Genomic DNA, 23,820 nt, shown 5'->3' with positions numbered 1-23,820 from the left:
TCACAAGGACTCAAATGAAAAAAGATATTATTTTGCAAGGCGATTGCGTGCAAATTTTAAAGGATTTACCTAGTAAAAGCGTTGATTTAATCTTTGCAGACCCTCCTTATTTTATGCAAACACAAAACGAACTTTTAAGGGTTAATGGGGAAAAATTTAATGGAGTAGATGATAAATGGGATAAATTTGAAAGCTTTGAGGCCTATGATAAATTTTGTCATAAGTGGCTTAAAGAATGTAAAAGAATTTTAAAAGATAATGGCAGTATTTGGGTAATTGGGTCCTTTCAAAATATTTTTAGAATAGGTTACATTATGCAAAATTTGGGCTTTTGGGTCTTAAATGATATCATTTGGGCAAAGACTAATCCTGTGCCAAATTTTAAGGGTACTAGATTTTGCAATAGCCATGAAAGCCTTATTTGGTGTGCTAAAAATAAAAATTCAAAATATACCTTTAATTATAAAACTATGAAATTTTTAAACAATAACAAACAAGAAAAAAGCGTATGGAATTTAGCACTTTGTACGGGCAATGAAAGATTAAAGGATAAAAATAATAAAAAGTTACATTCTACGCAAAAACCTGAACTTTTACTTGAAAAAATCATTCTTTCTAATTCTAAAGAAAAGGATTTAATCCTTGACCCATTTTTTGGAACGGGTACCACAGGGGCAGTAGCTAGGCGTTTAGGACGTCATTTTTTAGGCATTGAAGAAAATAAAATTTATATCGATTCTGCAAAAATTCGTATAAAAAACATTAAAACTATTTCAAATGAACTAACCCAAGCAAAATTAGAAATCAAGCCTCCTCGCATTAGTTTAGAAAGCTTAAAAAAGGTCGGTCTTTTAAAAGATAATGAAAAATTTTATGATAAAAATAAAAATTTTATTTGCACCTTAAAACAAGATAATAAAGTAAGAGATAAAAAAGAACTTTTAAGCATTCACAAAATGGCAGCAAAACACTTAAATAAAAAAAATCATAATGGTTGGAATTTTTTTTATGTGTTAAGAAATGATGCCTTAAAATCCATTGATTCTTTGCGTTATGAGTATGAAAAATAAAATTTTCTTAGTACAAACTGATACTACAATAGGCTTTTTAAGCAAGGATGAAAGCACATTAAATAAATTAAAACAAAGACCCTTAAATACCCCTTGCGTACTTAGCTTGGCAAGTTTTAAGGAACTACAAAATTTTACAAGAGTGCCACATAATTTTAAAAATCTTATAAGAAAGGCTAGAAAAACAAGCTTTATTTATCCAAATAAAAAAGCAATTCGCGTTGTGAAAGATTGTAAGCATTCTTTATTTTTAAAAGAACACGGCCCCATGTTTTCAAGCTCAGCTAATAAACACAATCAAAAATTTAATGAAGAATGGGCAAAAAGTGTGGCAGATAAGATTGTAGGAGAAATTTTTTTTGAAACAAAACCCTCACGCATTTTTAAACTTTCTTTAACAAGGCTAAAAAAGCTTAGATAATTAAGGCATTAGCACTATATCTACTAACTCATTATCACTAGTAAATTCCTTGCTTATACACATTAATGCAGCCTTATTGTTAAGATTGTTTAAAATCGCACTTGAACCTTCTTTTTTATCCTTTAAATTTACATAAATTTTTCCATCTTCAAAGTTAAGATTAACGGCTACAAATTCTAAATATTTAGACTTTTTCTTATATTTACCCCTTAAAAATGCCTTGAAAAAATAATCCTTTTTTTGCAAGAACCACACATTTAAAATTTCACGCACGAAAAGATTAAACATAACCATAGAAGAATATGGAAAACCAGGCAAGGCAATAATAAATTTTTCATTTATCTTAGCTATTTTAATGTGACGGCCAGGCTTTATGCTAACCTTATTAATAATCGGGTTATATTCTTGCATAAATTCTTTTAAAAAATCAAAATCCCCCATAGAAACGCCACCTGTGGTAATTAAAATATCGCAACTTTGCAAAGCGTTTAAAATAGCATCTTTAACCAAATTTTTATCATCCTTTAAAAGCTCATAAATTCTAGCTTGACAAGACAATTTTTTAGCTAAATTTGCCAGTGCTATATGATTTGAAGAACGAAGCTGGGCTTCATTTTCTACGCATTCTCCAAGGTCTTTTAACTCATCTCCACTACTTAAAATGCCGATTATAGGTTTTACAAAAACACTAACATGGATTATTCCAAGTTCAGCCAAAAGCCCTAACTCACTATAATCAAGCTTAGTTCCTTTTTTAAGTAAAATCTCACCACCTTTATAACTTTCAGCTATCTTTCTTACTGCAAAGCCTTCCTTAACCACCTCTTTAATCTTTAATAAATTTCCATTTAACTCCACATTTTCAACGGGTACTAAAGTATCACTACCCTCACACATTAAAGAACCTGTAAAGGTTTTAACACATTCATTAGTATTTAATTTAAACTCAGGCATGCTCCCTGCTTTTGTAATTCCTAGTACCTTTAAAGTATTATTTTGTTCGCTAAATTTCACTGCATAACCATCCATTGAGGCGATTAAATGCTTAGGATAATTATCCTTAGCCACTATATCAACAGCTAAAATTCGCCCCAAACACTCAGTTAAAATTATTTTTTCAATCCTTTCATAAGGCTTAATATGAGTATGTAAAATCTTTAAAGCTTCTTCATAACTTAACATAAACTCTCCTTTAACTTAAAATTCCTGCTCCTTTTAAGGGCTTTGAACGTTCTTTTGCGTAAATTAATTCATTATTTTTTATATCGTATTTCCAAATGGGTGCACTTTTTTTAAAATCTTCTACAAAATCATTTATCAAAGCAAGTCCTAATTTTCTTTGTTTGCTTAAAATTCCTGCAAAATAAGAACTTTGATGAATTTTAACTTCGCCTATGGAATGGGCAAACATTAAATAAACATTATCCTTTTGCACTTTATCACACCATTTTTTAAACCAAGCATTAAGCAAGGGTTCATAAATATCAAAACTAAGACCACTAATGTCATTTTCATCCCTTACAATGCCACAAAAGGTAACCAAAGCCCCATGATTTTTATCAAGTGCAAATTCATACCATTTTGCATAAATTTTTGTTATATCAAGTGCTCCCTTATATAACTCAAACATTTTAACCTCCACAAACTGGTGGTAAAAGGGCTAATCTATCACCTGGTTTTAAACTTTGATTTTCATCAAAAATAAGTTCATCATTTAAAGACACTGCACAAAGGCTAAGCCATTCTTTAAGGCTTTCATCTTGCTTTAAAATTTCTTTTACCTCTTTTAAAGAAGAGGCCTTGATTTTGATTTTATCTTTTTTTATAGGACCTAAAAATTCAATTTCTATCATATTATCTTCCTCTTATTTAAGCTAAAATTTCCTTTAATTTTACTATTATTTTTCTTTATAAATTCATAAGTTTAGGAATAAAATGTTTGAGTATGCAAGTAAAATTTCAACCCCAGCCTATGTTTTAGAAGAAAATCTTCTTAGAAAAAATTGCGAACTTCTAGCTAGTATCAGTGAAAAAAGTGGGGCAAAAATACTTTTAGCCTTGAAGGGTTTTGCATTTAGTAAATCTTTAAAAATAGTTGGAGAATATCTACACGGAGCTACTTGTAGTGGGCTTTGGGAGGCGAAATTTGCAAAAGAATTTATGGATAAAGAAATTCACACCTTCTCCCCTGCCTTTAAGGATGATGAGATAGATGAGATTATAGCTTTGTCTAATCATATAGTTTTTAATTCTTTAAATCAATTTGAACTTTATAAGGATAAAGTAAAAAAGGCAAATAAACAAATAGGACTTCGTTGCAATGTAGAATTTTCAGTGGCCCCAAAAGAAATTTATAATCCTTGTGGTAGATTTTCAAGGCTTGGGATACTAGCAAAGGATTTAAAAAATGCTGATTTAAGCGAAATCAATGGGCTACATTTTCACGCACTTTGCGAAGAAAGTGCTAACTCCTTAGAACTTGTTTTAAAAGCCTTTGAAAAGAAATTTAAGCCATTTTTAAAGCATGTAAAATGGGTAAATTTTGGAGGGGGTCATCATATCACAAAAAAGAGTTATGATATAAAAAAATTAATTAATTTATGTAAAAAATTTAGCGATAAATTTGGAACTCAAATTTATTTAGAACCAGGCGAGGCTATAGGCTGGCAAACAGGGGTTTTAGTAGCAAGTGTAATTGACATAGTAAAAAATGAAAAAAACATAGCCATACTAGATACTTCAAGCGAAGCCCATATGCCAGATACTATCATAATGCCTTATACTAGCGAAGTAGCAAATGCTAGGATACTTAAAACTAGGAATAATGAAAAAATTTCAAAGCTTAAAAAGGGCGAATTTGCTTATTTGCTAGGTGGAAATACTTGCTTGGCTGGTGATATTATGGGAGAGTACGCCTTTAAAAAGCCATTAAAAAGGGGTGATAAAATCATTTTTTTAGACCAAATTCATTATAGCATTGTAAAAAATACTACCTTTAATGGCGTGAGATTGCCAAACTTAATGTTTTTAAACGCAAAAAATGAACTTAAAATGATAAGAAAATTTGATTATGAGGAATTTAGAAGAAGAAATTAATTTTTAAGCCCGAAGGCTTAAAAATTTAATTGATTGGGTGAAGTTTATTAGCATAAAAGCTAACTGAATTCATACCTTCTTTTAATGCCCACTCATAGCTAACAGATACAAAAACCCAGTTAATATGTCCAAAAAACTTTTCTAAGTATGCAGGACGGGCATTGCGATGGTCAACATAATAAGCATGTTCCCAAACATCTACAACAAGAAGTGGAATTTTATCATCAACTATTGGAGTGGCTGCATTTGAGGTGCCTACTAATTCTAATTTTTTTGTCTTTGTATTATAAACTAACCAAAACCAACCAGAACCAAATACGCCAGTAGCCCCTTTTATAAACTCAGTTTTAAAATTATCCAAACTGCCAAAATCTTTTTCAATGGCAAGTTTTAAATCATCTCTTATATCCTCAAAAGGCTGTTTACAGATAGGTTGAATACAGTCAAAATAAAAATCATGATTATAAACTTGAGCTGCGTTATTGAAAATTCCACCACTTGAACCCTTAATAATGCTTACTAAGTCCTTATTTTCAAACTCATTGCCACTAATGAGATTGTTAAGATTATTAACATAGGTTTGATGGTGTTTTCCATGATGATAAGAAAAAGTTTCAGCACTTAAAAAACCTACAAAAGAACCTGTATCATAGGGAAGTGTTCTTAATTCAAACATTTTTTCTCCTTTTTAAAAATTTATCTTAAAATCCTATCATAAAATTTATAATAAATAAGAAAAAATATTTATCTTTTTTAGAATTTATTAAAATACAAAAGCGTATTTAAAATTAATGGCATTTTAGTAAAGCCATCTTCTTGCATAAAATGTCCACCTTTTTCAAACTCAACATAACTAGCCCTTAAATTTTTAGCTAAATTATGGGTTAAATTAAGAGGTATTATATAATCATCCCTTGCAGCTATTATAAGTCTTTTTGGACTAAGCTTTATTAAATTTTCATAATCAAGGCTTGTTTTTGTAAAATTTTCTAATAAGGGCAAGTGATTTACAAGCTTTGAAAAACCAGAAACTAAGATAATGCCACCGATTTTTTTATTTATCTTTTGCAAAAAAAGCAAAGTAATAAGACAACCTAGGCTATGTGCTACAAAATAGGTATTTTCATCTATATTTTTACATTCTTTGCTTAAAGTTTCTAGCCATTCATCAACATTAGGAGTACTAGAATTTGGCAAAGTTGGTGTAAAAGCATTGATATTATTTAAAATTAAGTTTTCTTGTAGCCAAGGAAACCAGTTTCTTTTAGGATTAGACTCAAAGCCATGAATGATATAAACTTGCATAATTACCCCTTTATTTTAAAGACAATTATAACAAAAAGGCTAGAAAACTAGCCTTAAATTAATGTAAACTTTCTATATAAGCCATAGCACTTAATGCTGCAATGGCACCATCTCCTGCTGCACAAATTACTTGTTTTGGAGCGTCTTTCCTTAAATCTCCTGCTGCAAAAAGACCAGGCACATTAGTTTGCATTTTTAAATCAACGCTAACTTGACCTGTATTTTCCATAGCACATAAGAATTTTTCATCATCTTGTTTTAAAATTTCATTTCGAACATCAAGTCCTACAAAGGTAAAAATTCCAGGTACTTTTAAATCTCTAATACTGCCATCTTTTAATTTTACCTTAACGCCACAAACCCCACTGTTATCACCATATACCTCGTCAATAACAGCACTTGTTATAAATTCAATCTTTTCATTTTTCTTAGCCTTTTCAACTGTGCTTGGTGCTGCCCTAAATTCATCTCTTCTATGGATTACATATACCTTAGAACAAATATTTGCAAGATATTGTGCTTCTTCAAGTGCAGTATCACCACCTCCTAAAAGGGCTACTTCTTTATTTTTATAAAAAAAGCCATCGCAAGTTGCACAAGTACTTACGCCTTTGCCAAAAAATTCATCCTCGCCCTTAAAACCAGCACGACGTGGCTGAGAACCTGTACAAACTATAACAGCCTTTGCTTGTGCTTCTTTTCCGCCTTCAATTTTAATAGTAAAACTATTATCACTATTTTTAATAACCTTTTCAACCCCTACCATTTCGTGCTTTAAACCAAAACGCATACATTGTTCGCTCCATGGAGCCATAAAAGAAATTCCATCCATTACTTGTGCTACCCCTGGATAATTTTCTATCTCAGAACTTGAAGTAATTTGACCTCCTGGCATTCCCTTTTCAAACATAACGACATTTTTAAGCCCACCTCTTGTAGCATAAAGTCCAGCACTAAGTCCAGCAGGACCTCCACCTATGATTGCTAAATCTAACATTATTTATCCTTTTATTGAAATTTTTTCATTATGATATAGAAAAATTTCTTAATAGTACTTAATAAAAATTATTATCTAGTATAAATTTAAATTTTTATCTTATGAAATTTTAATTAAGCAAATGATAAAATCTTACAATTTTACTTTTAAGGCTTATGATGATTAAGATAGGAATTTATGGTGCTAAAGGCAGAATGGGTAAGCAAATAAAATTGTGTTTAGAAGATGATAAAGAGGCTAAATTTAGCTTTGGCTTTGATATGAATGATGATTTAGAAAGTTTATTTAAAGAAAGTGATACCATTATTGATTTTTCTTCACCAAATGGTACAACTTCACTTTTAAATTTTGCACGTACCTATCCAAAACCACTAGTTATAGGCACCACCGGACTTGATGAAAAAACAAAGCAACTTTTACATCTAGCAAGTGAGGTTATGCCTATTTTTTATGCTACAAATATGTCTCTTGGCGTAGCTGTTTTAAATCACCTTTCAAAACTTGCTGCTACTATGCTTAATAATTTTGATATAGAAATCATAGAAATGCATCATCGCCATAAAAAAGATGCCCCAAGTGGCACGGCTATGACCTTAGCTGAAAATGTTGCAAATGCTAGAAAATTAAGTCTTGATAAGGTTAGAATCAGTGGCAGAGATGGCTTAATAGGACCTAGAAACAAGGATGAAATAGCTGTTATGAGTTTAAGAGGTGGCGATATAGTAGGAGTTCATAGAATTGGCTTTTATGAGGATGGGGAATTTTTAGAATTAAGCCACACGGCTACTTCTCGTGCTACCTTTGCAAAAGGTGCTATCAGTGCTGCTAAATGGCTTGTTAGTCAAAAAAGTGGATTTTATGGCATTAATGATTTATTAGGAATTTAAATGTGTGCGGTTGTTGGTGTGATTAATTCTAAAAATGCAAGTACTTACGCATATTATGCACTTTTTGCTATGCAGCACAGGGGACAAGAAGCAAGTGGAATTAGCGTTAGCAATGGTAAAAATATCCATACTATAAAGGCTAAGGGAGAGGTAAGTCAAATTTTTAATGAAAATAATTTAAAAAACTTAAGTGGCAATATTGCCATAGGTCATAATCGATATTCAACGGCTGGAAATTCAAGCCTAAACGATGCCCAGCCTATAGCAGTAAGTTGTAATATAGGCGATATAGCCCTAGCCCATAATGGAAATTTAGTAAATAAGGACGAGATTCGTTTTAAATTGATAGATGAAGGTGCTATTTTTCGTACAAATATGGATACTGAAAATGTAGTTCATTTAATAGCAAAAAGCAAAAAATCAAGTTTAAAAGAAAAATTTATAGAAAGTTTAAATTATTGCGTAGGGGCTTATTGTTTTGTCTTAGCTAGTGCAAATAATCTTTTTGTAGTGCGTGATAAATTTGGCGTTAGACCTCTTAGCTTAGGTCGTTTAAAAGATGGAGGTTACATAGTAGCTAGTGAAAGTTGTGCCTTTGATTTAATAGAAGCTGATTTTATAAGAGATATTAAAGCAGGTGAAATGCTAATTTTTACTGAAGGACAAGATGAATTTGAAAGCATACAACTTTTTAAAGAAGAACCTAGAATTTGTGCCTTTGAGTATATTTATTTTGCAAGACCTGATAGCATAGTAGAGGGCAAAAGTGTGTATGAAATTCGTAAAAAAATGGGTGCAAATTTAGCTAAGAATTTCAAAGAAAAAATTGATTTTGTAGTACCAGTGCCTGATAGTGGAGTAAGTGCAGCCATAGGCTTTGCTCAAAGTTTAAATATACCTCTTGAAATGGCAATTGTTAGAAATCACTATGTAGGCAGAACCTTCATAGAACCAACCCAAGCACTTAGAAATTTAAAGGTAAAATTAAAATTAAATCCTATGTCAAAGGTGCTTAAAAATAAAGATATAGCAGTAATTGATGATAGTGTGGTAAGAGGAACTACCTCAAAAAAAGTAATATCCTTGCTTCGTGTAGCAGGGGCTAGAAAAATTCATTTAGCAATAGCCTGTCCTGAGATAAAATTCCCAGACCTTTATGGCATTGATACGCCTACCTTTGATGAGTTAATTTCAGCAAATAAAAATGTCAAAGAGGTTCTAGAATATGTAGGGGCTGATAGTTTGAGCTTTTTAAGTATTGAAGATTTAAAACAAAGCATAGGCAATGAAAGGGCGTATTCTTTAGTAAGCTTTGATGGGAATTATTTTATAAAATAAAGGAGTTAAACTCCTTTACAATACATAAGGCGTACTTTGATAAACATCATAATTTAGCCAGTTTAAAAAGATAGTATTTGCATTTGAACGCCAATTATAAAGAATTTCGCCGTTTTCATCATAATAATTTTTTGGAATTTGTGTTTTGTTATCCCTTTCATATTCTAATTCTAAGGTCTTTTTAAAATATTCTAAATGCCCTAAAATATAAATATCCTTTTTATCCCTAAGCATTGCCACACCGGCTTCATCATTTTTAAGTAGAATTTTTAAATCCTTAATTTTGCTTAGTTCATTTTCATCTATGTGACTATTTCTAGAATGAGGCATAAGAATTTTTTCATCCAAATTTGTTAAGATTAAATCCTTATTTGCTACATCGTGTAAGAATACACCAAAGCATTTTTTAGATAAATTTTGCTTTTTAATGCCATAAAAATGATACAAAGCCCCCATAGCACCCCAGCAAATATACATGGTACTTGTCACATTTATGCGTAAAAAATCAAAAATTTCTTTTAATTCTTGCCAGTATTTTACATTCTCAAATTCAAGCTGTTCAACGGGCGCACCTGTAACAATGGCCCCGTCAAATTTCTTTCCCTTTACTGCTTCAATGCCTTGATAAAATTTTTCTAAATGCCAAAGAGGGGTATTTTTTCCTACATAGCTTTTAGTACAAATAAAGCTAATATTTAATTGCAAGGGCGAATTTGCCAGTAAAGATAGAAGTTGATTTTCTGTTTCTATCTTTGTAGGCATTAAATTTAAAATCAAAATTTCAAGCGTTCTAATATCTTGTGTGTTTGCCCTTTGCGTATCCATAACAAAAGCACTTTTATTAAGTACTTCAAAGGCTGGCATATCCCTAGGAATTACTAAGGGCATTTTAAGCCCTTATTGCTTGGTCTAAATCAGCAATTAAATCCTTTGCATCTTCAAGACCTATACTAAGACGAATTGTTGAAGGCGAAATTTGGGCGTTTTTTAATTCTTCTTGGCTAAGCTGTGAGTGAGTTGTACTTGCTGGGTGGATTATTAAGGATTTTGAATCGCCTAAATTTGCAACAATTTTAAAGATTTTTGTTTTATTGCAAATTGATTTTGCATGTTCATAATCCCTTGCCTCAAAGCTTAAAAGCCCACTAGCTTGTTCGTTTATAAAATACTTTTTAAGCAAGGCATTGTAAGGATTATTTGCAAGACCTGGGTAGTTAACTTCTTTAACATTTGGATGATTTTGTAAAAATTTGGCTATTTCTAGGGCATTTTGACTATGTTTTTGTATCCTTAAAGACAAAGTTTCAAGCCCTTGCAAAAGTTGCCAAGCACTAGTAGCACTCATGGTAGCCCCTATATTTTTAAGCCATTCTGCTAATATGCGAAAAGAATAAATTGGTAAATTTTGTTCATCAACACTAGCATAAACAAGCCCATGATAGCTTTCATCAGGTATATTAAAGGGCTTGTAGCGAGGGTTATTTTTAATCAAAGGATTTAAACCCTTTCTTTCAATAATAGCACCTCCTAAGGTATTTCCTTGGCCGTTTATATATTTGCTTAAACTATGAACTACTATATCTACTCCAAAATCAAAGGCCTTATGCAAAAATGGTGTAGCGACTGTATTATCACAAATGCTTATAATCCCATATTTTTTAGCAATTTGAGTGATTTTTTCTGTATCTGCTATAGCAATTTGTGGATTTGACAAGCTTTCAAAGAAAATTGCCTTTGTGCTATCATCAATTAAATTTTCTAGGCTATTTAAATCATCTATGTCAAATTCCTTTGTTTTAATGCCAAAACGTTTTGGAAAAGTATGGGCTAATAAGGTTTGTGTGCCTCCATAAATTTTATTTGAATAAAGTATAGTGTCTCCAATTTGAGCACAATTTAACAAAGCATAAAAAACTGCTGCCATGCCACTTGCAGTACAAACTCCAAAAATTCCACCTTCAACCTCTGCTAATCTTTGCTGTAAGATAGCCACCGTTGGATTTTTAATCCTTGAGTAAGTATTACCCATTTCTTTTAAGCTAAAACGAGCTTCTGCTTGTGCTAAGTCTTCAAAGCTATAAGCTGTGCTTTGATAAATCGGAACGCTAATCGTCCTTTGTGTGTCAAATTCATAAGCTGCGTGAAGTGCTAGCGTACTTTGTGAGTAATCTGCCATAATATTTCCTTTTTTGTGAAATTTTAAATTTAAAAAACTAAAAAAATTTAGCTAAAATAAGTAAATGAGTTTAAAAAATCAAGCACGCAAGGCGTGCATCATAAAAGAAGCATTAGAAAAGAAGTTTGCAATATAAAACATTTTTTATCTCCTTTTCTTAAATTTAGGCAAAATTCTAACCAAAAAATATTAATCTTTGCTTAATTAAATAAAGTTTTTTAAAGTAAAAGTATGTAAAAATTACGAAATTTTTTCAAAGGATATTTATGCAAGTTAGTTTACTTTTTCATACCCCACTTTTTGTGTGTTCTCACGCTACTAGGACTTGTTGGCAAAGTTTTGAAAAGGGTGATTGTGGAGGCGAAAAAGATAAAGAATTAATAGATAGGGTCGGTAATAAATTTAAACATGCCTCAACGCTTGAACATTTAAGTTATAATTTTTATATTCAAGGCATTTCAAGGGCTTGTTTGCAAGAACTTGCAAGGCATAGGATTGCAAGTTTAAGTGTAAAAAGTACTCGTTATACCTTAAAAGAATTAAGAAACGAAGCTGAGTTTAAAATAGGAGATTTTGAAAACGCCAGTCGTTATTTGGTGTTGTGTGGTAATGAAAAAGTAGATAATGCAAGTATTTTATCCTTAGAAAATTTGCGTTTAATCTTACAAGAAAGTATCTCGCTTGACTTAGCAAAATACTGCTTACCTGAAAGCTATAAAACTGAACTTACTTGGAGCGTTAATGCTAGGGCCTTGCAAAATTTTCTAAGTTTGAGAAGTTCAAAGGCTGCCCTTTGGGAGATAAGAAAATTAGCCCTAGCAATTTTTGATGCAATACCTGATGAACAAAAATTTATTTTTAACCATTGCATACAAGATAAACAATGAATTTATGGGATGAAAAGGCTAAAACTTATGCAAGATTTAACGAAAAATTAACCTATATACAAGAACAAAGTTTTAAGAAATTTAAGGAATTTAATATAAGCTTTGTTAATAAAAACATACTTGATATAGGCTGTGGTACGGGCATTTGGACCCTACATTTAGCCAAATTTGCAAAAAATATTATCGCACTTGATAGTTCAAAAAATATGCTTGAGTTTTTAAACAAAGATGCTAAAAATTTAAAATTAAATAATATAAATACTATAAATTTAGACTTTGAAAGCTTTTGTAAAAAAAATAAAAATTTGCATTTTGATATAGCCTTTATAAGTATGTCACCTGCACTAGATAATGAAAAGGCCTTTGAGTATTTTGTATCCTTTGGGGATATTAAAATTTATATAGGCTGGGATAGTTTTAGAAGAAGTGATTTTTTAGAATCCATTTATAAGCATTTTAACACTAAAGGTAAAAAATTAGGAAATGACAATTTAGAAAAATTTTTAAATGCTAATAATATAGCCTTTGAAAAAATAATTTTTGATGAAATTCGCCTTGTAAAAAGAAGTAAAGAAGAAGCTATTGAAAATGCAGCTTGGCATTTAAAAATGAATAATTTAAATGTCGATGAAAATGAGCTTAAAAAACTTATAAAAATGGATATTGAAGAAAGGGTTAGTTCAAAGATTAAATTAATAATTTTTTAAGAAGTTTAAAAATGAAAAATAAGCTTTTACTTTTTAGTTTGCTTTTATTAATAGGGTGTAAAAATACAAAAAATGAAGAATAAAATTTATTAAAAAATAATGGATATAAAGAAATTTGATATTAGATAATATATATAAAAGGGAGCAAAAATTAAAATGGTGCCTTAAAAAAGCTGGTATTTACACAGATAAATTATATGCAAAATTAAACAAGCAAAGGGATAATGGCTTTAACGAAAAAGAAGCAGATTTTATGGTTGAAATTTTTAATAAACTTAAAACTAATATTAGAAAAAATGTTTATAGTATTAATGCAAAAAATTGTAGCAATGCTTTATATGCTTATCTTCAATGATTTTAATATTTTTATGTTAAAATACCTAATTTTAATAAAAGGATAATAAATGACTATTTTAGAAGGCAAGTTAAATTTAAATGGCAAGGAAAAAATAGCTATTATAAACGCAAGGTTTAATCATATCATAACCGACCGCTTAGTTGAGGGTGCAAAGGATGCCTTTTTAAGACATGGAGGAAGTGAAAAAAATTTAAGTCTTATTTTGGTACCCGGTGCCTTTGAGGTACCTTTTGCCTTAAAACAAGCTATTTTAAGCAAAAAATTTGACGGGCTTTGTTGCCTGGGTGCTGTGATTAGAGGAAGTACTCCTCATTTTGATTATGTTTCAGCAGAAACTACTAAGGGCATTGCAAGTGTTAGTTTGGCTAATAATATACCTGTTAGCTTTGGAGTTTTAACAACTGACTCAATAGAACAAGCCATAGAAAGGGCTGGTTCTAAGGCTGGGAATAAAGGCTTTGAGGCAATGTGTACCTTGATTGAAATGCTAAGATTAAACGATGTTTTAAAGGCATAAAATGGCAACTAGGCATCAGGCAAGGCAAAGCATTATTTCATTGTTGTACGCCCTTGAATTTAATGAAAAAAATGAGAATTTTATAGCTGAGTTTTTAGAAGAAAAAAAAATTCGCAATGAGCAAAAAAAATTTAGCCTTGCTTTGTATGAGGGCATTTGTGCAAATTTGCAAAGACTAGACGAGCTTATAAATTCTCAATTAAAAGAAAACGAAGTGTCTAAGCTTGGATATATTGAAAGGGCTATTTTAAGACTTGGTGCTTATGAAATGTTTTATACACAAACTTCTAGGGCTGTGATTATAAACGAGGCCATAGAATTAGCTAAGGAAATGGCAAATGATAGTACACCAAAATTTGTAAATGGTGTTTTAGATTCTTTAAAAAGTCTTGCAAAATGAAACTTTGCGTTGCCCTGGATTTAGCTAGTAAAGATAAGTGTTTAAATTTAACTAAGCAATTAAAGGGGCTTGATATATGGTTGAAAGTTGGGCTTCGGTCCTTTGTAAGGGATGGTTTTTCTTTTATAAATGAGCTTAAAAAAATAGATTCTTTTCCTATCTTTTTAGATTTAAAATTCTATGATATACCAAATACCATGGCTGATGTTTGCCAGGAATGTGCTAATTTTGAAATTGATATGATAAATATCCATGCAAGTGCTGGGGCTTTGGCTATACAAGAAGTAATGAATCGCTTAAATACTTTTAAAAAACGCCCCTTAGTACTTGGCGTTTCAGCCCTTACTAGCTTTGATGAAACAAATTTTTATAGCATTTATAAGCAAGATATTAAAGAAGCTGTTTTAAATTTGGCAAAAATAAGCTTTGAAAATAAGCTTGATGGAATGGTTTGTTCGGTATTTGAAAGCTTATTTATAAAAAAGCATACAAATGAAAATTTTATCACCCTAACGCCTGGAATTAGACCATTTAATGAAGAAAGTAACGATCAAAAAAGAGTAGCAAATTTGCAAATGGCAAAGGAAAATAAAAGTGATTTTATAGTAGTTGGACGTCCTATTTATGAGGCTAGTAATCCAAGAATGGTTTGTGAAAATATACTTAAAAATATTTAGGTTTTTATGAAAATAGCTTATTTTTTATTTATCTTATGCATATTAATTAGCCTTTCTTGCATAGTTTATAATGTGTTATTTAGCACGGATTTAATCATAATCTTATATAAAAGCACGGGTTTTAGCAGTTTATTTTTTTTAAATTTAAGCTTGATTTGTGCCTTAATTTCTTCAAAAAAAATTAAAGTAAATTTTAATATTTCAAGGGCCTTTGTTAGAATTTTTGGAATTTATAGCTTTGTGTTTATTTTTTTTCATTTTTTGATATATTTTGTACTTTCTAAAAATTTATCCTTTGTAAAATTTTTTAATGATATAAGTTCAAAAGGCTTAGAATTTAGTGGTTTTGTGGCCTTTGTAATGATGTTTTTAATGTTTTTAAGCTCTTTTAAATATTTTAAAATCTTACAAAAAATTCAAAAACTTGGCTATATTTGTTTGTTGGTTTCTTCCTTTCATATTATATTAGCAAATGAAAAAATTGAAATTTTAGAAGCTTTAATACTTATTTTAAGCCTTTTTTACCTTTATAAAAGATATAAAAATTTAAAAATTTTCAAATATAATGTAAAAAATGATGATTTTTAATTGGTTTTTAAATGTTTTTAATATAAAACAAGAGCTAAAAATTTATTTAAGTTGTTTTAGTTTTAAAGTTTTATTTGATTTTTCATTTTTTATTTTATAGTTAGGTTTAAAATTTTAGTATTAATAAAATTCCAAGGAGATTCAATGACACAAGAAGAAAGATTTGAAAAATATGCTGAGATAATGAATATTATTGAGTTTAAGCAAATAACAAGTTTTACTAAATTAGTAGCAATCTTAAAAAAAGAACATCGGTCTTATTATGATACTTTGGCAAATGATTTTAAGCTTATAAGCACTATTTATAGGGCATATAAAAGAGAAATCATACAAGTAAGCGTGGATAACGAGATCCTTGTAGTAAGAGAACTTACAAATTCACCTAATGAAGTAGAAAGGCTTAAAAATTAAAAATTTTTTTAGAAGAAAAAGGTTATAGTTGCAAACTTAAAAAGATAAGCGAAAAAGATAAAAAATCTTATGATGATGCAATATCTAATTATATACTTGTAAGCAAAGAAAGAATTAATTTTAAATGTCAAGTTTTAAACCCTTATCATTATAGATTATATGGTCTAGATTCTGATAAAGTTGTAATATTTAATGATGTTGCAATAAATACAGGTACTAATTATATGGGTGATAAAGAACATATGTTTTTATCATTAAAAAAATAATCAAAAGGCTCAAAAATAAATAAGTTTTAACATACAAAGGGGGTAAAAGTGGTATTAAAAGGCATAAATGAAAAATATATTTGGAATAATAAGGACTTAATTTCACTTTTTGATTTATATTTAGGTCCAGCTGATGATAAACCGTATGGCAAATTTCATGCTAATAAAAAATTTGTACTTGATAGAAATATAAGTGAAAGCCTATTTTATACCACTGAAAATCCTTGCGAGTGGTTAGAACTTTGCAAAAGATATGATATAGCAATGAGCGATAATGGGACAAAAACCTTAAAATATATAGTAGAAAATATAGCAAAAACACAAAACCTAGATAAAAATATTTTTTAAAGGCCTTAGAAAACAATCCTTACAAAGCTGGTAAATCTTACCAAGCAAATAAAGAATTAGCAGAAGAACAAGAACTAATAAAACAAGCCGAGGTCATGTTAAACGCTTAGATAATGAAGATAAACTAAGTTTAGCACAAATGAGAAATCAAATAGAAAATATGAGTGATGAAGAATTATTACAAATGATAAGGAATAAACGCAAAAACGACTTTGTTGATGAAGAGTACGAATCTAGTATAGATGATATAAATGGGTATGGGTACGAAGAACACAATCTAGATTATTATAAAAAAGAGTATAAAAAACAAAAAATAGAAGTTTATAGATTTGAAATTTATTTTGAAATAGTTAAAATAATTAAAGTTAAAAGGATAAGAACTTATTCTGAGTTGTTAGAAATATTAAAAGAAGAATACGATGATTATTATGCTGATTTAATAAGTGATTTTAAGCTTAGAGATCTTGTTTTTAGACTATATGTTAAACAAAATCAACTTAAAAAAGAAGTTTTTAACGAAGTAGAAGAACTTAATAAATTGAAAAATTTTTTAGATGAAAAGGGCTTTAATTGTAAGATCACAAAAGTAAAACAAGACTACAAACAATATTATTATTCCTTTTTTAATCTTGATTATGCTAATAACGAAATGCCTGATTATATTCTTTGCAGTGATGAAAAACTTAGCTTTGAATGTCAAGCCGTTAGGCATGATTGTTTTCATATAGTAATATTTAGCGTTATAAATTATATTAGCGATATTTTCGCAGAAAATAATGATTTTATAGATGAGCCTTATTATTATCATAAACTTAGCAAAGAAGAAATTTTAGAAAAATTACAAAGGGTTATGAAAATTATTTACCAAGATTAAAGGAGTTTACATGAACGCTGATGGTAGGCTTTTAACATATCTTTCTATATGTGATATTATGAAAGATAGAAAGATACAAAGTTATTTTCGATTAGTTAAAATACTTCGCAAGGAATATTTTGGTATTATAGTGACCTATTAAAAGATTTTAAGCTTAGAAGTATTTTGTTTAGATTTTTCAAGAAAGGTTTGCATTTAAAAACAAATAAAAATAAATTTAGCACTTTTCATGAATTCAAATAACTTAAAAACCTAAAGGCTTACATAGATGAAAAAAATAAAAGAAAATTTACTATTTATCCTGTTATAAGTAAGATTGTAAGGTTAAATGATAAAGAAAAAAATATTATGAAAAGTATTTTAATGTAGGGATGATGCCTAACTATCTTTTAAAACATAAACATAAATTTAGTCAACATTTTTATGTTATAGCTATGCGACCTAAGCATTATGTATTAAATATAGGAGTTGCTTTTAGAGGTGGCGATGGTGATAGTGGCGAATTAAGAACCTTTAATCCTATTAATAAACATTTTGTTTATTCTGAAATTTCTAGTATTGCCCAAGAAAATGAAGAGATTAAAAGAGAATACGAAGAAAGTTTCGAAGAAGATTAAATAATTGCTTTAATAAGTCTTTTTACGCACTAAATTAATTAACATTAGTGTCGTATAAAGACCTTTTTGACATAAATATTTTAAGCTAAATTGCTTTTTAAGCTGTATATTTTTTAAGGCTTGTTTCCATATTATCTCATTACCTCTCCAAGCATATTTTGAACTCTCATCTAAGCTTGTATCATTGCCCTCGTAGGTTAATAAGTGTAAATTCTTATCTATTAAATACTGCTTAGTTAAAATGCTATCTCGTGGCATTTTTTCATTATGAATGATCTTTATAAAATAAAGTTCTTTATCATTTTGCCAAAAATTATGAATTTTTCTTAAAAAATTCTCTACTTCTTCAAGGCTATCCTTTCCCATATTTACAAGCACTATTTTTTTAGCCTTTAAGATATATTCTTGCATTCTTTTATAACGTTTTTGCATTTTTTGATTAAATTCTGGTATTTGAAGTTCTAGGGGTTTATTTAATAAAAAATGGTGCCTTGAGGTCATATTAGTATTTTTATCCCTAACGCTAATTAATTGTTTTTCTTCATCTTCTCCTATTTTTTCACACTCAATAAAAAAATTTTTAAAATTTGTTTCAAAGCAATAAAATGCAGTTTTTAAATCATAATTACCCACCCAATCAAGAGGTGTTGCAAATAATCTTAAATTATGTTCTTTTATGTGGTGTACGCTTCTGCATGAATTTCCAAGACTTAGTACTAAATCAACATTTTTTAAATCAATACTTGCATTTTCTTGTAAAATCATCATTTTCCTATAAATAAAAACATAAATTATAAATTTTAAGTGCTTAAATTTGCTTAAATAAAAGAGCCCCGAAGGGCTCATAGATTATTTTTTATCTACATAAGTGTAGGTATAAGGTTTGATATTTTTGTCATCTTCTAAAAGTTTAGCTGGTGGGTTACCATTAATATTTTCATGTTCATAGTATCTATCACCTGCTTTATGACCATTTAAATCAACCTTATAGCGAATGTCGCCAGGATTGAATTTTTGAATATCTTCAAAACCTAAATCAGAAGTTGTAAAGTCTGTAATGCCGTTTTTAGCAGCTATTTCTACAAGTTTAGTTTGACCACTTCTAGCCATATCAACAGCTTGTAAAAGCATTCTTGAAGCCTCTCTTGGATTATGGAAACCTGTTGAATTTTCAGCACCCACAAAATCAGCCCTAATTGATGCCTTTCTTTGAAGTTCTAGCACATCAGCAATCTCAGCACTAATCTTTTTAACATCAGCTTGACCATCAGTTTGAAATTTATCCATAGCACTAAGTCTTTCACGCAAATTTTTAGTATCCATAATCAAGCTTACTATAGCATATTCAGCTGTTCTCATATCATGGCTAATAGAGTTTTGAATATCTGAAATTTGAGCCTTTAAGTAACTTTCACTTTGAGTATGGCAAGATTTGCACGCTGCATTAATTTCTTTTAAAGGTGAAGTAATATTATGTTGAGTTACTTTCTTAGAACCCTTTCTAATATAAGGCATGTGACAATCAGCACAACTTACACCATTTGCCGCATGAACACCACCACTGAAAAGTTCGCTTTCAGGGTGTTGAATTTTAATCATAGGAGCATTTGTAATTTTATGTACCCAGTCTTTATCAAATATATTTCTAACTTTATCATAGTGATCGTCAAACATTTCAATTCTAAATGGCTCACCTTTTTTCCAAGTACTCCAAGGGAATACCAATTCAAGCCCTGCAACTTCTATTTCAGTAGGTTCATTACCATCTCTCCAATATTCTACTTCATCATAAGTTTTTTGAGTTCCATTATACCATTTCTTAGTGCTATCATTAGCTATGCTTTCACCCATTACTTTTACTTTAGTACCTGTTGGTTTAAAGTAGTATTCAACGTGGCATTGTGAACAAACTAGGGTTCTCATTTCTTCCCTACTTGCTTTTACTCCTAATACTGGGTCAGCTTCATAACCCCTAAAATTAACAAGGGCATTGATAAGTGCTGGTCTTGTAACGCGTAATTGCATATCGTTAGGATTGTGACAATCTGCACAAGTTACACCCATTCTTCTACCACCATGTAATCCATTATGTTCAGGAGAATTAACAGCTGCACCATTTACAGCAGGTACATTTTTAATCATAGTCCAATATTTTGTAGAATTAAATGCTACAAAGTCACCCTTTGCTACATTTTTAATTAACCAAGGAGTCCAACCACTATGGCAATTCATACAGGCAGTAGGTTGTCCACCAAATGCTTTAAAGCCATGTGCATTTAAGAAATCTTTATTGTTTCTTGCTGTATCCATTTGGTCAGCTTGTATAAAAAAGTGTCCTCTTTCTTCATTTGCATCAAGGCTAAATGGATATCCAGCCCAAAGTAAGGTAAGTTGAGGATAACGAATAAGTTTAGAATAAGCTAAATTTCCACCAAATTCAGTAGCGAAAGGCTCTTCTTTTTCAACAGTTAAATACATATCTAAATAATCAGGAAAATTCTTACCCCATTCATCGAAAGTAGGATTATCATCAGTCATTTCTACTGCACCTATTGATTTAATAGCAAGTTGAGTTGCACCTTCTTGTTGTCTTTGGTCTATGTTGCCACTCAACCACCAAATACCACCTATTAAGACGAGTAAGATTATTATACCAGTGTATAAACCTTTTTTATTGCCCATTTGAGAAAACCTCCTTTTAAATTTTAAAATCCACGTACGTGTCCGACACTAGCGTGACAGGATACACAACTTAAACTGTTATTAGCGTGTGAATTTGCAGTCGCATTTATAGCATTTGCTACATAATCAGCATGACAACGAATACAGTTATCTTGAACCGTATGTTTACTTTTTTCATTTGCACTTAGATGCGTAGGCAAATTTTCAAGCTCAAAAGTAAAAGCATAGGCGTGTCTAAGACCACTTTCAGCCTTTGCTATCCATTTATTCACAAAATCATGCGGTAAATGGCAATCCATACAGCTTGCCCTTGGCTCTCCAGCTACTTTTTTTGAATGTGGACCTGATAAATAGTCGTTATAAACTTGGTTCATAACATGACAGTTATTACAGGACTCACTAGCACTGCCAAAATAAGAAGTGCCTTTTGCCTTATAAAAGGTATAAAAACCCATTGCAAAAAAGACAAAAAGTAAGATTAGAAAAATGCCAAAAAGACCTGAAGAACTTGATTTTTCTTCCAAAATACCCTCCTTATGGCTACTTAAATAGCGATTTAGTGATTTTATCAAAATAAAATTTAAAGAAATTTTAAGGATATTTTTTGTCTTAATTACGCTCTGTTAAATATTATCTGGCGATATTTTACTTAAATTTACTAATTATTTAATTTTTTAGCAAAATTTGCCAAATTTTTGTTAATTTTCGAAAATAATCAAGAAAAAATTTATAAATTTTCGTTAATAAAAACTTTTTTAAAAAAAAATAATAAAATTTTCAATATAATAAAATAAATTTTATAAATTAGGAGAACTTATGCAAACAAATCCTAGTATGTTTTTTAATAGAGAACTTTCATGGCTTCGCTTTAATTCACGCGTTTTAAATCAATGCACAAGGCAACTTCCAGCACTAGAAAGGCTTAAATTTATAGCAATTTATTGCACAAATTTAGATGAGTTTTATATGATAAGAGTGGCTGGTTTAAAGCAACTTTACTCAGCAGGAGTTATCATAAGTAGCAGTGATGAAATGACTCCTTTAATGCAGTTACAAGAAATTCGCAAATATTTACACGAAGAAAAAACGCTTTTAGAAACCTATTTTTCAGACATTATCACTGAACTTGCAAGGGAAAATTTATTTATTAAATCTTACGAACAACTTGATGAAAATTTAAAAACAAAATGCGATGATTATTTTCGTTCAAATATCTTTCCTGTTATCATTCCTATCGCAGTTGATGCAACCCATCCTTTTCCTCATTTAAATAACCTATCTTTTTCATTAGCTGTTAAAATTTGCGATAAGGCACATAATGAACTTATAAAATTTGGACTTATTAGAATTCCACGCATTTTACCTAGATTTTATCAAGTAGACTCTAATGTTTATGTACCTATTGAAAGCATAGTGCACGAACATGTAGAATATATTTTTCCGGGTTATTCGCTTTTAGCATCAGCTGCCTTTCGTGTAACAAGAAACGCAGATATTATCATAGAAGAAGAAGAAGCAGATGATTTTATGATGATTTTAGAACAAGGCTTAAAACTTCGTAGAAAAGGGGCTTTTGTAAGACTTCAAATTCAAAAAGATGCAGACGAACAAATAATTGACTTTTTAAATATGCACATTAAAATTTATCACCAAGATGTATATGAGTACTCTTGTTTGCTAAATTTACCTTCTTTATGGCAGATAGTGGGTAATAAGGCCTTTACTCACCTTTTAAGCTCACTTTATACTCCAAAAACTCTAGCACCCTTTGATGAGAATTTATCTATTTTTGAAACTATGGATAAAGAAGACATACTTATAGTACAACCATTTGAAAGCTTTGACCCTGTTTATAAGCTTATAAAAGAAGCTAGTAAGGACCCTGATGTTATTTCTATTAGAATGACACTTTATAGGGTTGAAAAAAATTCAAACATAGTACAAGCCTTAATCGATGCGGCAAATGAAGGTAAGCAAGTAACGGTTATGGTTGAGTTAAAGGCTAGATTTGATGAAGAAAATAATCTACACTGGGCTAAGGTTTTAGAAGATGCAGGTGCTCATGTAATTTATGGAATCACTGGCTTTAAGGTACATGCTAAGGTTACTCAAATAATTCGTAAAAACAATGATAAATTAAAATTTTACATGCATTTTAGCACAGGAAATTATAATGCTAGTACGGCAAAAATATACACAGATGTTAGTTATTTTACTACAAGGGATGATTTTGCTAGGGATTCTACAGCATTTTTCCATATACTTTCAGGCTTTAATAAAGATAGATACTTACAAAGTCTTTCTATGAGCCCTACTCAAATAAAGGCTAAAATCCTTGAAATGATAAGGGTTGAAACTACTAAGGGAAATGAAGGCGTGATAGTTGCTAAGATGAATTCTTTAGTTGATTCTGATGTGATTAAGGCACTTTATGAGGCTTCAAATAATGGCGTTCAAATTGATTTAATCATTCGTGGAATTTGCTGTTTAAAACCAAATGAAGATTATAGTCGCAATATACGCGTTAGAAGTATTATAGGAAAATACCTAGAACATGCTAGAATTTTCTATTTTAAACATAGCAGTCCAAATTATTTTATATCAAGCGCGGATTGGATGCCTAGGAATTTGGAAAGAAGACTTGAATTAATGACTCCTATTTTTGATGAAAAGGGCAGGGCAAAATTAGCCCAGGTTTTGCGTTTGCAACTTAGCGATAATGTTTTAGCATATGAACTTAACAAAGAAGGCGAGTATGATAAGATAAATCCTAGAGAAAATGAAAGGCCTATGGACTCTCAACAAATTTTAGAAGATTATATAAGCAAAATTTATAAGACTTTAAAGGCTGATGAAAGTCGTGGAACACACTTAGCTTATAAGCTTTTTAAAGATAAGGAAAGCAAGTAAAAAGTTGCTTAAAATGGCAACTTTTTACAAACTTTGTTTTGTAAAATTATTAATTTGTTAACTATTCTCACATTTTTAATAAAATTCTTTATAAAATGTGTCAAAAAGTTACATTTTAATTATTTAAAAGTATGGTTTTAAAAATAAATTTAGTAAAATTTTTTAAAAAAATTTTAGCCTTAAACTAAGTTTTAAAATTCGCAAATTTAAAAAGATTTTTAGCAAAGGATTAAAAAAATATGAGATAGAATAATGGGCATTTAAGCCCATTATTTAGAATTTTTTCTT

Annotated in this window: 29 protein-coding genes; 18 read left to right on the top strand and 11 right to left on the bottom strand. The window is 30.0% G+C overall.

Annotation, left to right across the window (positions count from 1 at the left end):
- Positions 1–14: 14 nt before the first annotated feature.
- Together FMM58_RS01290 and FMM58_RS01285 are read left to right on the top strand one after the other, a co-directional pair.
- Positions 15–1,070, top strand: coding sequence for a DNA-methyltransferase (locus tag FMM58_RS01290; protein WP_150180307.1), 1,056 nt, complete (start codon positions 15–17; stop codon positions 1,068–1,070).
- Positions 1,060–1,491, top strand: a complete 432-nt coding sequence (locus tag FMM58_RS01285; RefSeq protein WP_150180306.1) for a Sua5 YciO YrdC YwlC family protein — start codon at positions 1,060–1,062, stop codon at positions 1,489–1,491. The genes FMM58_RS01290 and FMM58_RS01285 overlap by 11 nt, the downstream gene beginning before the upstream one ends.
- Here the strand turns inward: FMM58_RS01285 and FMM58_RS01280 are convergent, their stop codons facing one another.
- From FMM58_RS01280 to FMM58_RS01270, 3 genes are read right to left on the bottom strand one after another with little or no spacing between them, the layout of a single operon-like run.
- Positions 1,492–2,673, bottom strand: coding sequence for a molybdopterin molybdotransferase MoeA (locus FMM58_RS01280; protein WP_150180305.1), 1,182 nt, complete (start codon positions 2,671–2,673; stop codon positions 1,492–1,494).
- Between the two features lie 10 nt (positions 2,674–2,683).
- Entirely contained in the window at positions 2,684–3,121 is a 438-nt protein-coding gene (locus FMM58_RS01275; protein WP_150139611.1) for a molybdopterin synthase catalytic subunit, read from the bottom strand.
- 1 nt (position 3,122) lies between these two features.
- Entirely contained in the window at positions 3,123–3,344 is a 222-nt protein-coding gene (locus tag FMM58_RS01270; protein WP_150139609.1) for a MoaD/ThiS family protein, read from the bottom strand.
- Between the two features lie 82 nt (positions 3,345–3,426).
- Between FMM58_RS01270 and nspC the strand changes: the two genes are divergently transcribed.
- The gene (gene nspC, locus FMM58_RS01265; RefSeq protein ID WP_150139607.1) at positions 3,427–4,587 is read left to right on the top strand and encodes a carboxynorspermidine decarboxylase; all 1,161 of its coding nucleotides are present in this window, start codon (positions 3,427–3,429) and stop codon (positions 4,585–4,587) included.
- A 25-nt stretch (positions 4,588–4,612) separates the two neighbouring features.
- On the opposite strand, the gene sodB is transcribed toward nspC, so the two are convergent.
- The 3 genes from sodB to trxB all read right to left on the bottom strand — a co-directional run bounded on the left by sodB (position 4,613) and on the right by trxB (position 6,889).
- Positions 4,613–5,263 carry a superoxide dismutase [Fe] gene (gene sodB / locus FMM58_RS01260; RefSeq protein WP_150139605.1) on the bottom strand — a complete coding sequence of 217 codons (651 nt, stop codon included), beginning with the start codon at positions 5,261–5,263 and terminating at the stop codon, positions 4,613–4,615.
- Positions 5,264–5,340: 77 nt separating this feature from the next.
- Entirely contained in the window at positions 5,341–5,892 is a 552-nt protein-coding gene (locus FMM58_RS01255; protein WP_150139604.1) for an RBBP9/YdeN family alpha/beta hydrolase, read from the bottom strand.
- Positions 5,893–5,950: 58 nt separating this feature from the next.
- A complete protein-coding gene (gene trxB, locus FMM58_RS01250; protein ID WP_150151506.1) occupies positions 5,951–6,889 on the bottom strand; it encodes a thioredoxin-disulfide reductase in 939 nt (312 codons plus the stop codon).
- A gap of 158 nt (positions 6,890–7,047) precedes the next feature.
- On the opposite strand from trxB, the gene dapB reads away from it, so the two are divergent.
- Together dapB and purF are read left to right on the top strand one after the other, a co-directional pair.
- Complete coding sequence (gene dapB, locus FMM58_RS01245; RefSeq protein ID WP_150139600.1) at positions 7,048–7,776, top strand: 4-hydroxy-tetrahydrodipicolinate reductase; 729 nt, start codon at positions 7,048–7,050, stop codon at positions 7,774–7,776.
- Positions 7,777–9,114 carry an amidophosphoribosyltransferase gene (purF, locus tag FMM58_RS01240; RefSeq protein WP_150151504.1) on the top strand — a complete coding sequence of 446 codons (1,338 nt, stop codon included), beginning with the start codon at positions 7,777–7,779 and terminating at the stop codon, positions 9,112–9,114.
- A 15-nt stretch (positions 9,115–9,129) separates the two neighbouring features.
- On the opposite strand, the gene FMM58_RS01235 is transcribed toward purF, so the two are convergent.
- On the bottom strand, positions 9,130–10,002 hold the full coding sequence (locus tag FMM58_RS01235; protein ID WP_150139597.1) for a homoserine O-succinyltransferase: 873 nt from the start codon (positions 10,000–10,002) through the stop codon (positions 9,130–9,132).
- 1 nt (position 10,003) lies between these two features.
- Positions 10,004–11,290: an O-acetylhomoserine aminocarboxypropyltransferase/cysteine synthase family protein gene (locus FMM58_RS01230; RefSeq protein ID WP_150139595.1), complete on the bottom strand. Its 1,287-nt coding sequence runs from the start codon at positions 11,288–11,290 to the stop codon at positions 10,004–10,006.
- A 266-nt stretch (positions 11,291–11,556) separates the two neighbouring features.
- On the opposite strand from FMM58_RS01230, the gene thyX reads away from it, so the two are divergent.
- The 12 genes from thyX (at position 11,557) to FMM58_RS01175 (ending at position 17,940) form a co-directional block, all read left to right on the top strand.
- Positions 11,557–12,177: an FAD-dependent thymidylate synthase gene (gene thyX / locus FMM58_RS01225; protein WP_150139593.1), complete on the top strand. Its 621-nt coding sequence runs from the start codon at positions 11,557–11,559 to the stop codon at positions 12,175–12,177.
- Positions 12,174–12,884, top strand: a complete 711-nt coding sequence (locus FMM58_RS01220) for a class I SAM-dependent methyltransferase (protein ID WP_150139591.1) — start codon at positions 12,174–12,176, stop codon at positions 12,882–12,884. Before thyX ends, FMM58_RS01220 begins: the two co-directional genes overlap by 4 nt.
- 115 nt (positions 12,885–12,999) lie before the next feature.
- Positions 13,000–13,239, top strand: coding sequence for a hypothetical protein (locus tag FMM58_RS01215; protein ID WP_150139589.1), 240 nt, complete (start codon positions 13,000–13,002; stop codon positions 13,237–13,239).
- A gap of 49 nt (positions 13,240–13,288) precedes the next feature.
- Entirely contained in the window at positions 13,289–13,759 is a 471-nt protein-coding gene (ribH, locus tag FMM58_RS01210) for a 6,7-dimethyl-8-ribityllumazine synthase (protein ID WP_150139587.1), read from the top strand.
- 1 nt (position 13,760) lies between these two features.
- Positions 13,761–14,159 carry a transcription antitermination factor NusB gene (nusB, locus tag FMM58_RS01205; RefSeq protein WP_150139585.1) on the top strand — a complete coding sequence of 133 codons (399 nt, stop codon included), beginning with the start codon at positions 13,761–13,763 and terminating at the stop codon, positions 14,157–14,159.
- Positions 14,156–14,836 carry an orotidine-5'-phosphate decarboxylase gene (gene pyrF, locus FMM58_RS01200; protein WP_150139583.1) on the top strand — a complete coding sequence of 227 codons (681 nt, stop codon included), beginning with the start codon at positions 14,156–14,158 and terminating at the stop codon, positions 14,834–14,836. Before nusB ends, pyrF begins: the two co-directional genes overlap by 4 nt.
- 6 nt (positions 14,837–14,842) lie before the next feature.
- Positions 14,843–15,424 carry a ferric reductase-like transmembrane domain-containing protein gene (locus FMM58_RS01195; RefSeq protein ID WP_150139581.1) on the top strand — a complete coding sequence of 194 codons (582 nt, stop codon included), beginning with the start codon at positions 14,843–14,845 and terminating at the stop codon, positions 15,422–15,424.
- 144 nt (positions 15,425–15,568) lie between these two features.
- Positions 15,569–15,835 (top strand): hypothetical protein, encoded by a 267-nt coding sequence (locus tag FMM58_RS01190; protein WP_150139579.1) that lies wholly within the window; start codon positions 15,569–15,571, stop codon positions 15,833–15,835.
- Positions 15,836–16,149: 314 nt separating this feature from the next.
- Positions 16,150–16,449: a hypothetical protein gene (locus FMM58_RS01185; protein ID WP_150139577.1), complete on the top strand. Its 300-nt coding sequence runs from the start codon at positions 16,150–16,152 to the stop codon at positions 16,447–16,449.
- 139 nt (positions 16,450–16,588) lie between these two features.
- Positions 16,589–17,323, top strand: a complete 735-nt coding sequence (locus FMM58_RS01180; protein WP_150139575.1) for a hypothetical protein — start codon at positions 16,589–16,591, stop codon at positions 17,321–17,323.
- 10 nt (positions 17,324–17,333) lie between these two features.
- On the top strand, positions 17,334–17,465 hold the full coding sequence (locus FMM58_RS09080) for a hypothetical protein (protein WP_263312598.1): 132 nt from the start codon (positions 17,334–17,336) through the stop codon (positions 17,463–17,465).
- Between the two features lie 232 nt (positions 17,466–17,697).
- Positions 17,698–17,940, top strand: coding sequence for a hypothetical protein (locus FMM58_RS01175; protein ID WP_150139574.1), 243 nt, complete (start codon positions 17,698–17,700; stop codon positions 17,938–17,940).
- A gap of 9 nt (positions 17,941–17,949) precedes the next feature.
- Here FMM58_RS01175 and FMM58_RS01170 read toward each other — a convergent pair whose 3' ends face one another.
- From FMM58_RS01170 to nrfH, 3 genes are all read right to left on the bottom strand, one after another.
- Positions 17,950–18,705: a DUF1796 family putative cysteine peptidase gene (locus FMM58_RS01170; protein ID WP_190317917.1), complete on the bottom strand. Its 756-nt coding sequence runs from the start codon at positions 18,703–18,705 to the stop codon at positions 17,950–17,952.
- Positions 18,706–18,789: 84 nt separating this feature from the next.
- On the bottom strand, positions 18,790–20,622 hold the full coding sequence (locus tag FMM58_RS01165) for an ammonia-forming cytochrome c nitrite reductase subunit c552 (RefSeq protein ID WP_150139570.1): 1,833 nt from the start codon (positions 20,620–20,622) through the stop codon (positions 18,790–18,792).
- A gap of 23 nt (positions 20,623–20,645) precedes the next feature.
- Positions 20,646–21,146, bottom strand: coding sequence for a cytochrome c nitrite reductase small subunit (gene nrfH / locus FMM58_RS01160; RefSeq protein WP_150180304.1), 501 nt, complete (start codon positions 21,144–21,146; stop codon positions 20,646–20,648).
- A 292-nt stretch (positions 21,147–21,438) separates the two neighbouring features.
- On the opposite strand from nrfH, the gene FMM58_RS01155 reads away from it, so the two are divergent.
- Positions 21,439–23,532 (top strand): RNA degradosome polyphosphate kinase, encoded by a 2,094-nt coding sequence (locus tag FMM58_RS01155; RefSeq protein ID WP_150139567.1) that lies wholly within the window; start codon positions 21,439–21,441, stop codon positions 23,530–23,532.
- Positions 23,533–23,820 lie beyond the last annotated feature (288 nt).

Source organism: Campylobacter sp. LR291e, assembly GCF_008633915.1.
Classification (GTDB): domain Bacteria; phylum Campylobacterota; class Campylobacteria; order Campylobacterales; family Campylobacteraceae; genus Campylobacter_D.
This window is presented reverse-complemented; position numbering and strand designations above follow the sequence as displayed.

Bases quoted from the DNA above. Each gene is read 5' to 3' on its own strand.
- FMM58_RS01290 (WP_150180307.1), top strand. From the start codon at position 15: ATGAAAAAAGATATTATTTTGCAAGGCGATTGCGTGCAAATTTTAAAG.
- FMM58_RS01285 (WP_150180306.1), top strand. From the start codon at position 1,060: ATGAAAAATAAAATTTTCTTAGTACAAACTGATACTACAATAGGCTTT.
- FMM58_RS01280 (WP_150180305.1), bottom strand. From the start codon at position 2,673: ATGTTAAGTTATGAAGAAGCTTTAAAGATTTTACATACTCATATTAAG.
- FMM58_RS01275 (WP_150139611.1), bottom strand. From the start codon at position 3,121: ATGTTTGAGTTATATAAGGGAGCACTTGATATAACAAAAATTTATGCA.
- FMM58_RS01270 (WP_150139609.1), bottom strand. From the start codon at position 3,344: ATGATAGAAATTGAATTTTTAGGTCCTATAAAAAAAGATAAAATCAAA.
- nspC (WP_150139607.1), top strand. From the start codon at position 3,427: ATGTTTGAGTATGCAAGTAAAATTTCAACCCCAGCCTATGTTTTAGAA.
- sodB (WP_150139605.1), bottom strand. From the start codon at position 5,263: ATGTTTGAATTAAGAACACTTCCCTATGATACAGGTTCTTTTGTAGGT.
- FMM58_RS01255 (WP_150139604.1), bottom strand. From the start codon at position 5,892: ATGCAAGTTTATATCATTCATGGCTTTGAGTCTAATCCTAAAAGAAAC.
- trxB (WP_150151506.1), bottom strand. From the start codon at position 6,889: ATGTTAGATTTAGCAATCATAGGTGGAGGTCCTGCTGGACTTAGTGCT.
- dapB (WP_150139600.1), top strand. From the start codon at position 7,048: ATGATTAAGATAGGAATTTATGGTGCTAAAGGCAGAATGGGTAAGCAA.
- purF (WP_150151504.1), top strand. From the start codon at position 7,777: ATGTGTGCGGTTGTTGGTGTGATTAATTCTAAAAATGCAAGTACTTAC.
- FMM58_RS01235 (WP_150139597.1), bottom strand. From the start codon at position 10,002: ATGCCCTTAGTAATTCCTAGGGATATGCCAGCCTTTGAAGTACTTAAT.
- FMM58_RS01230 (WP_150139595.1), bottom strand. From the start codon at position 11,290: ATGGCAGATTACTCACAAAGTACGCTAGCACTTCACGCAGCTTATGAA.
- thyX (WP_150139593.1), top strand. From the start codon at position 11,557: ATGCAAGTTAGTTTACTTTTTCATACCCCACTTTTTGTGTGTTCTCAC.
- FMM58_RS01220 (WP_150139591.1), top strand. From the start codon at position 12,174: ATGAATTTATGGGATGAAAAGGCTAAAACTTATGCAAGATTTAACGAA.
- ribH (WP_150139587.1), top strand. From the start codon at position 13,289: ATGACTATTTTAGAAGGCAAGTTAAATTTAAATGGCAAGGAAAAAATA.
- nusB (WP_150139585.1), top strand. From the start codon at position 13,761: ATGGCAACTAGGCATCAGGCAAGGCAAAGCATTATTTCATTGTTGTAC.
- pyrF (WP_150139583.1), top strand. From the start codon at position 14,156: ATGAAACTTTGCGTTGCCCTGGATTTAGCTAGTAAAGATAAGTGTTTA.
- FMM58_RS01195 (WP_150139581.1), top strand. From the start codon at position 14,843: ATGAAAATAGCTTATTTTTTATTTATCTTATGCATATTAATTAGCCTT.
- FMM58_RS01190 (WP_150139579.1), top strand. From the start codon at position 15,569: ATGACACAAGAAGAAAGATTTGAAAAATATGCTGAGATAATGAATATT.
- FMM58_RS01180 (WP_150139575.1), top strand. From the start codon at position 16,589: ATGAGAAATCAAATAGAAAATATGAGTGATGAAGAATTATTACAAATG.
- FMM58_RS09080 (WP_263312598.1), top strand. From the start codon at position 17,334: ATGAACGCTGATGGTAGGCTTTTAACATATCTTTCTATATGTGATATT.
- FMM58_RS01175 (WP_150139574.1), top strand. From the start codon at position 17,698: ATGCCTAACTATCTTTTAAAACATAAACATAAATTTAGTCAACATTTT.
- FMM58_RS01170 (WP_190317917.1), bottom strand. From the start codon at position 18,705: ATGATTTTACAAGAAAATGCAAGTATTGATTTAAAAAATGTTGATTTA.
- FMM58_RS01165 (WP_150139570.1), bottom strand. From the start codon at position 20,622: ATGGGCAATAAAAAAGGTTTATACACTGGTATAATAATCTTACTCGTC.
- FMM58_RS01155 (WP_150139567.1), top strand. From the start codon at position 21,439: ATGCAAACAAATCCTAGTATGTTTTTTAATAGAGAACTTTCATGGCTT.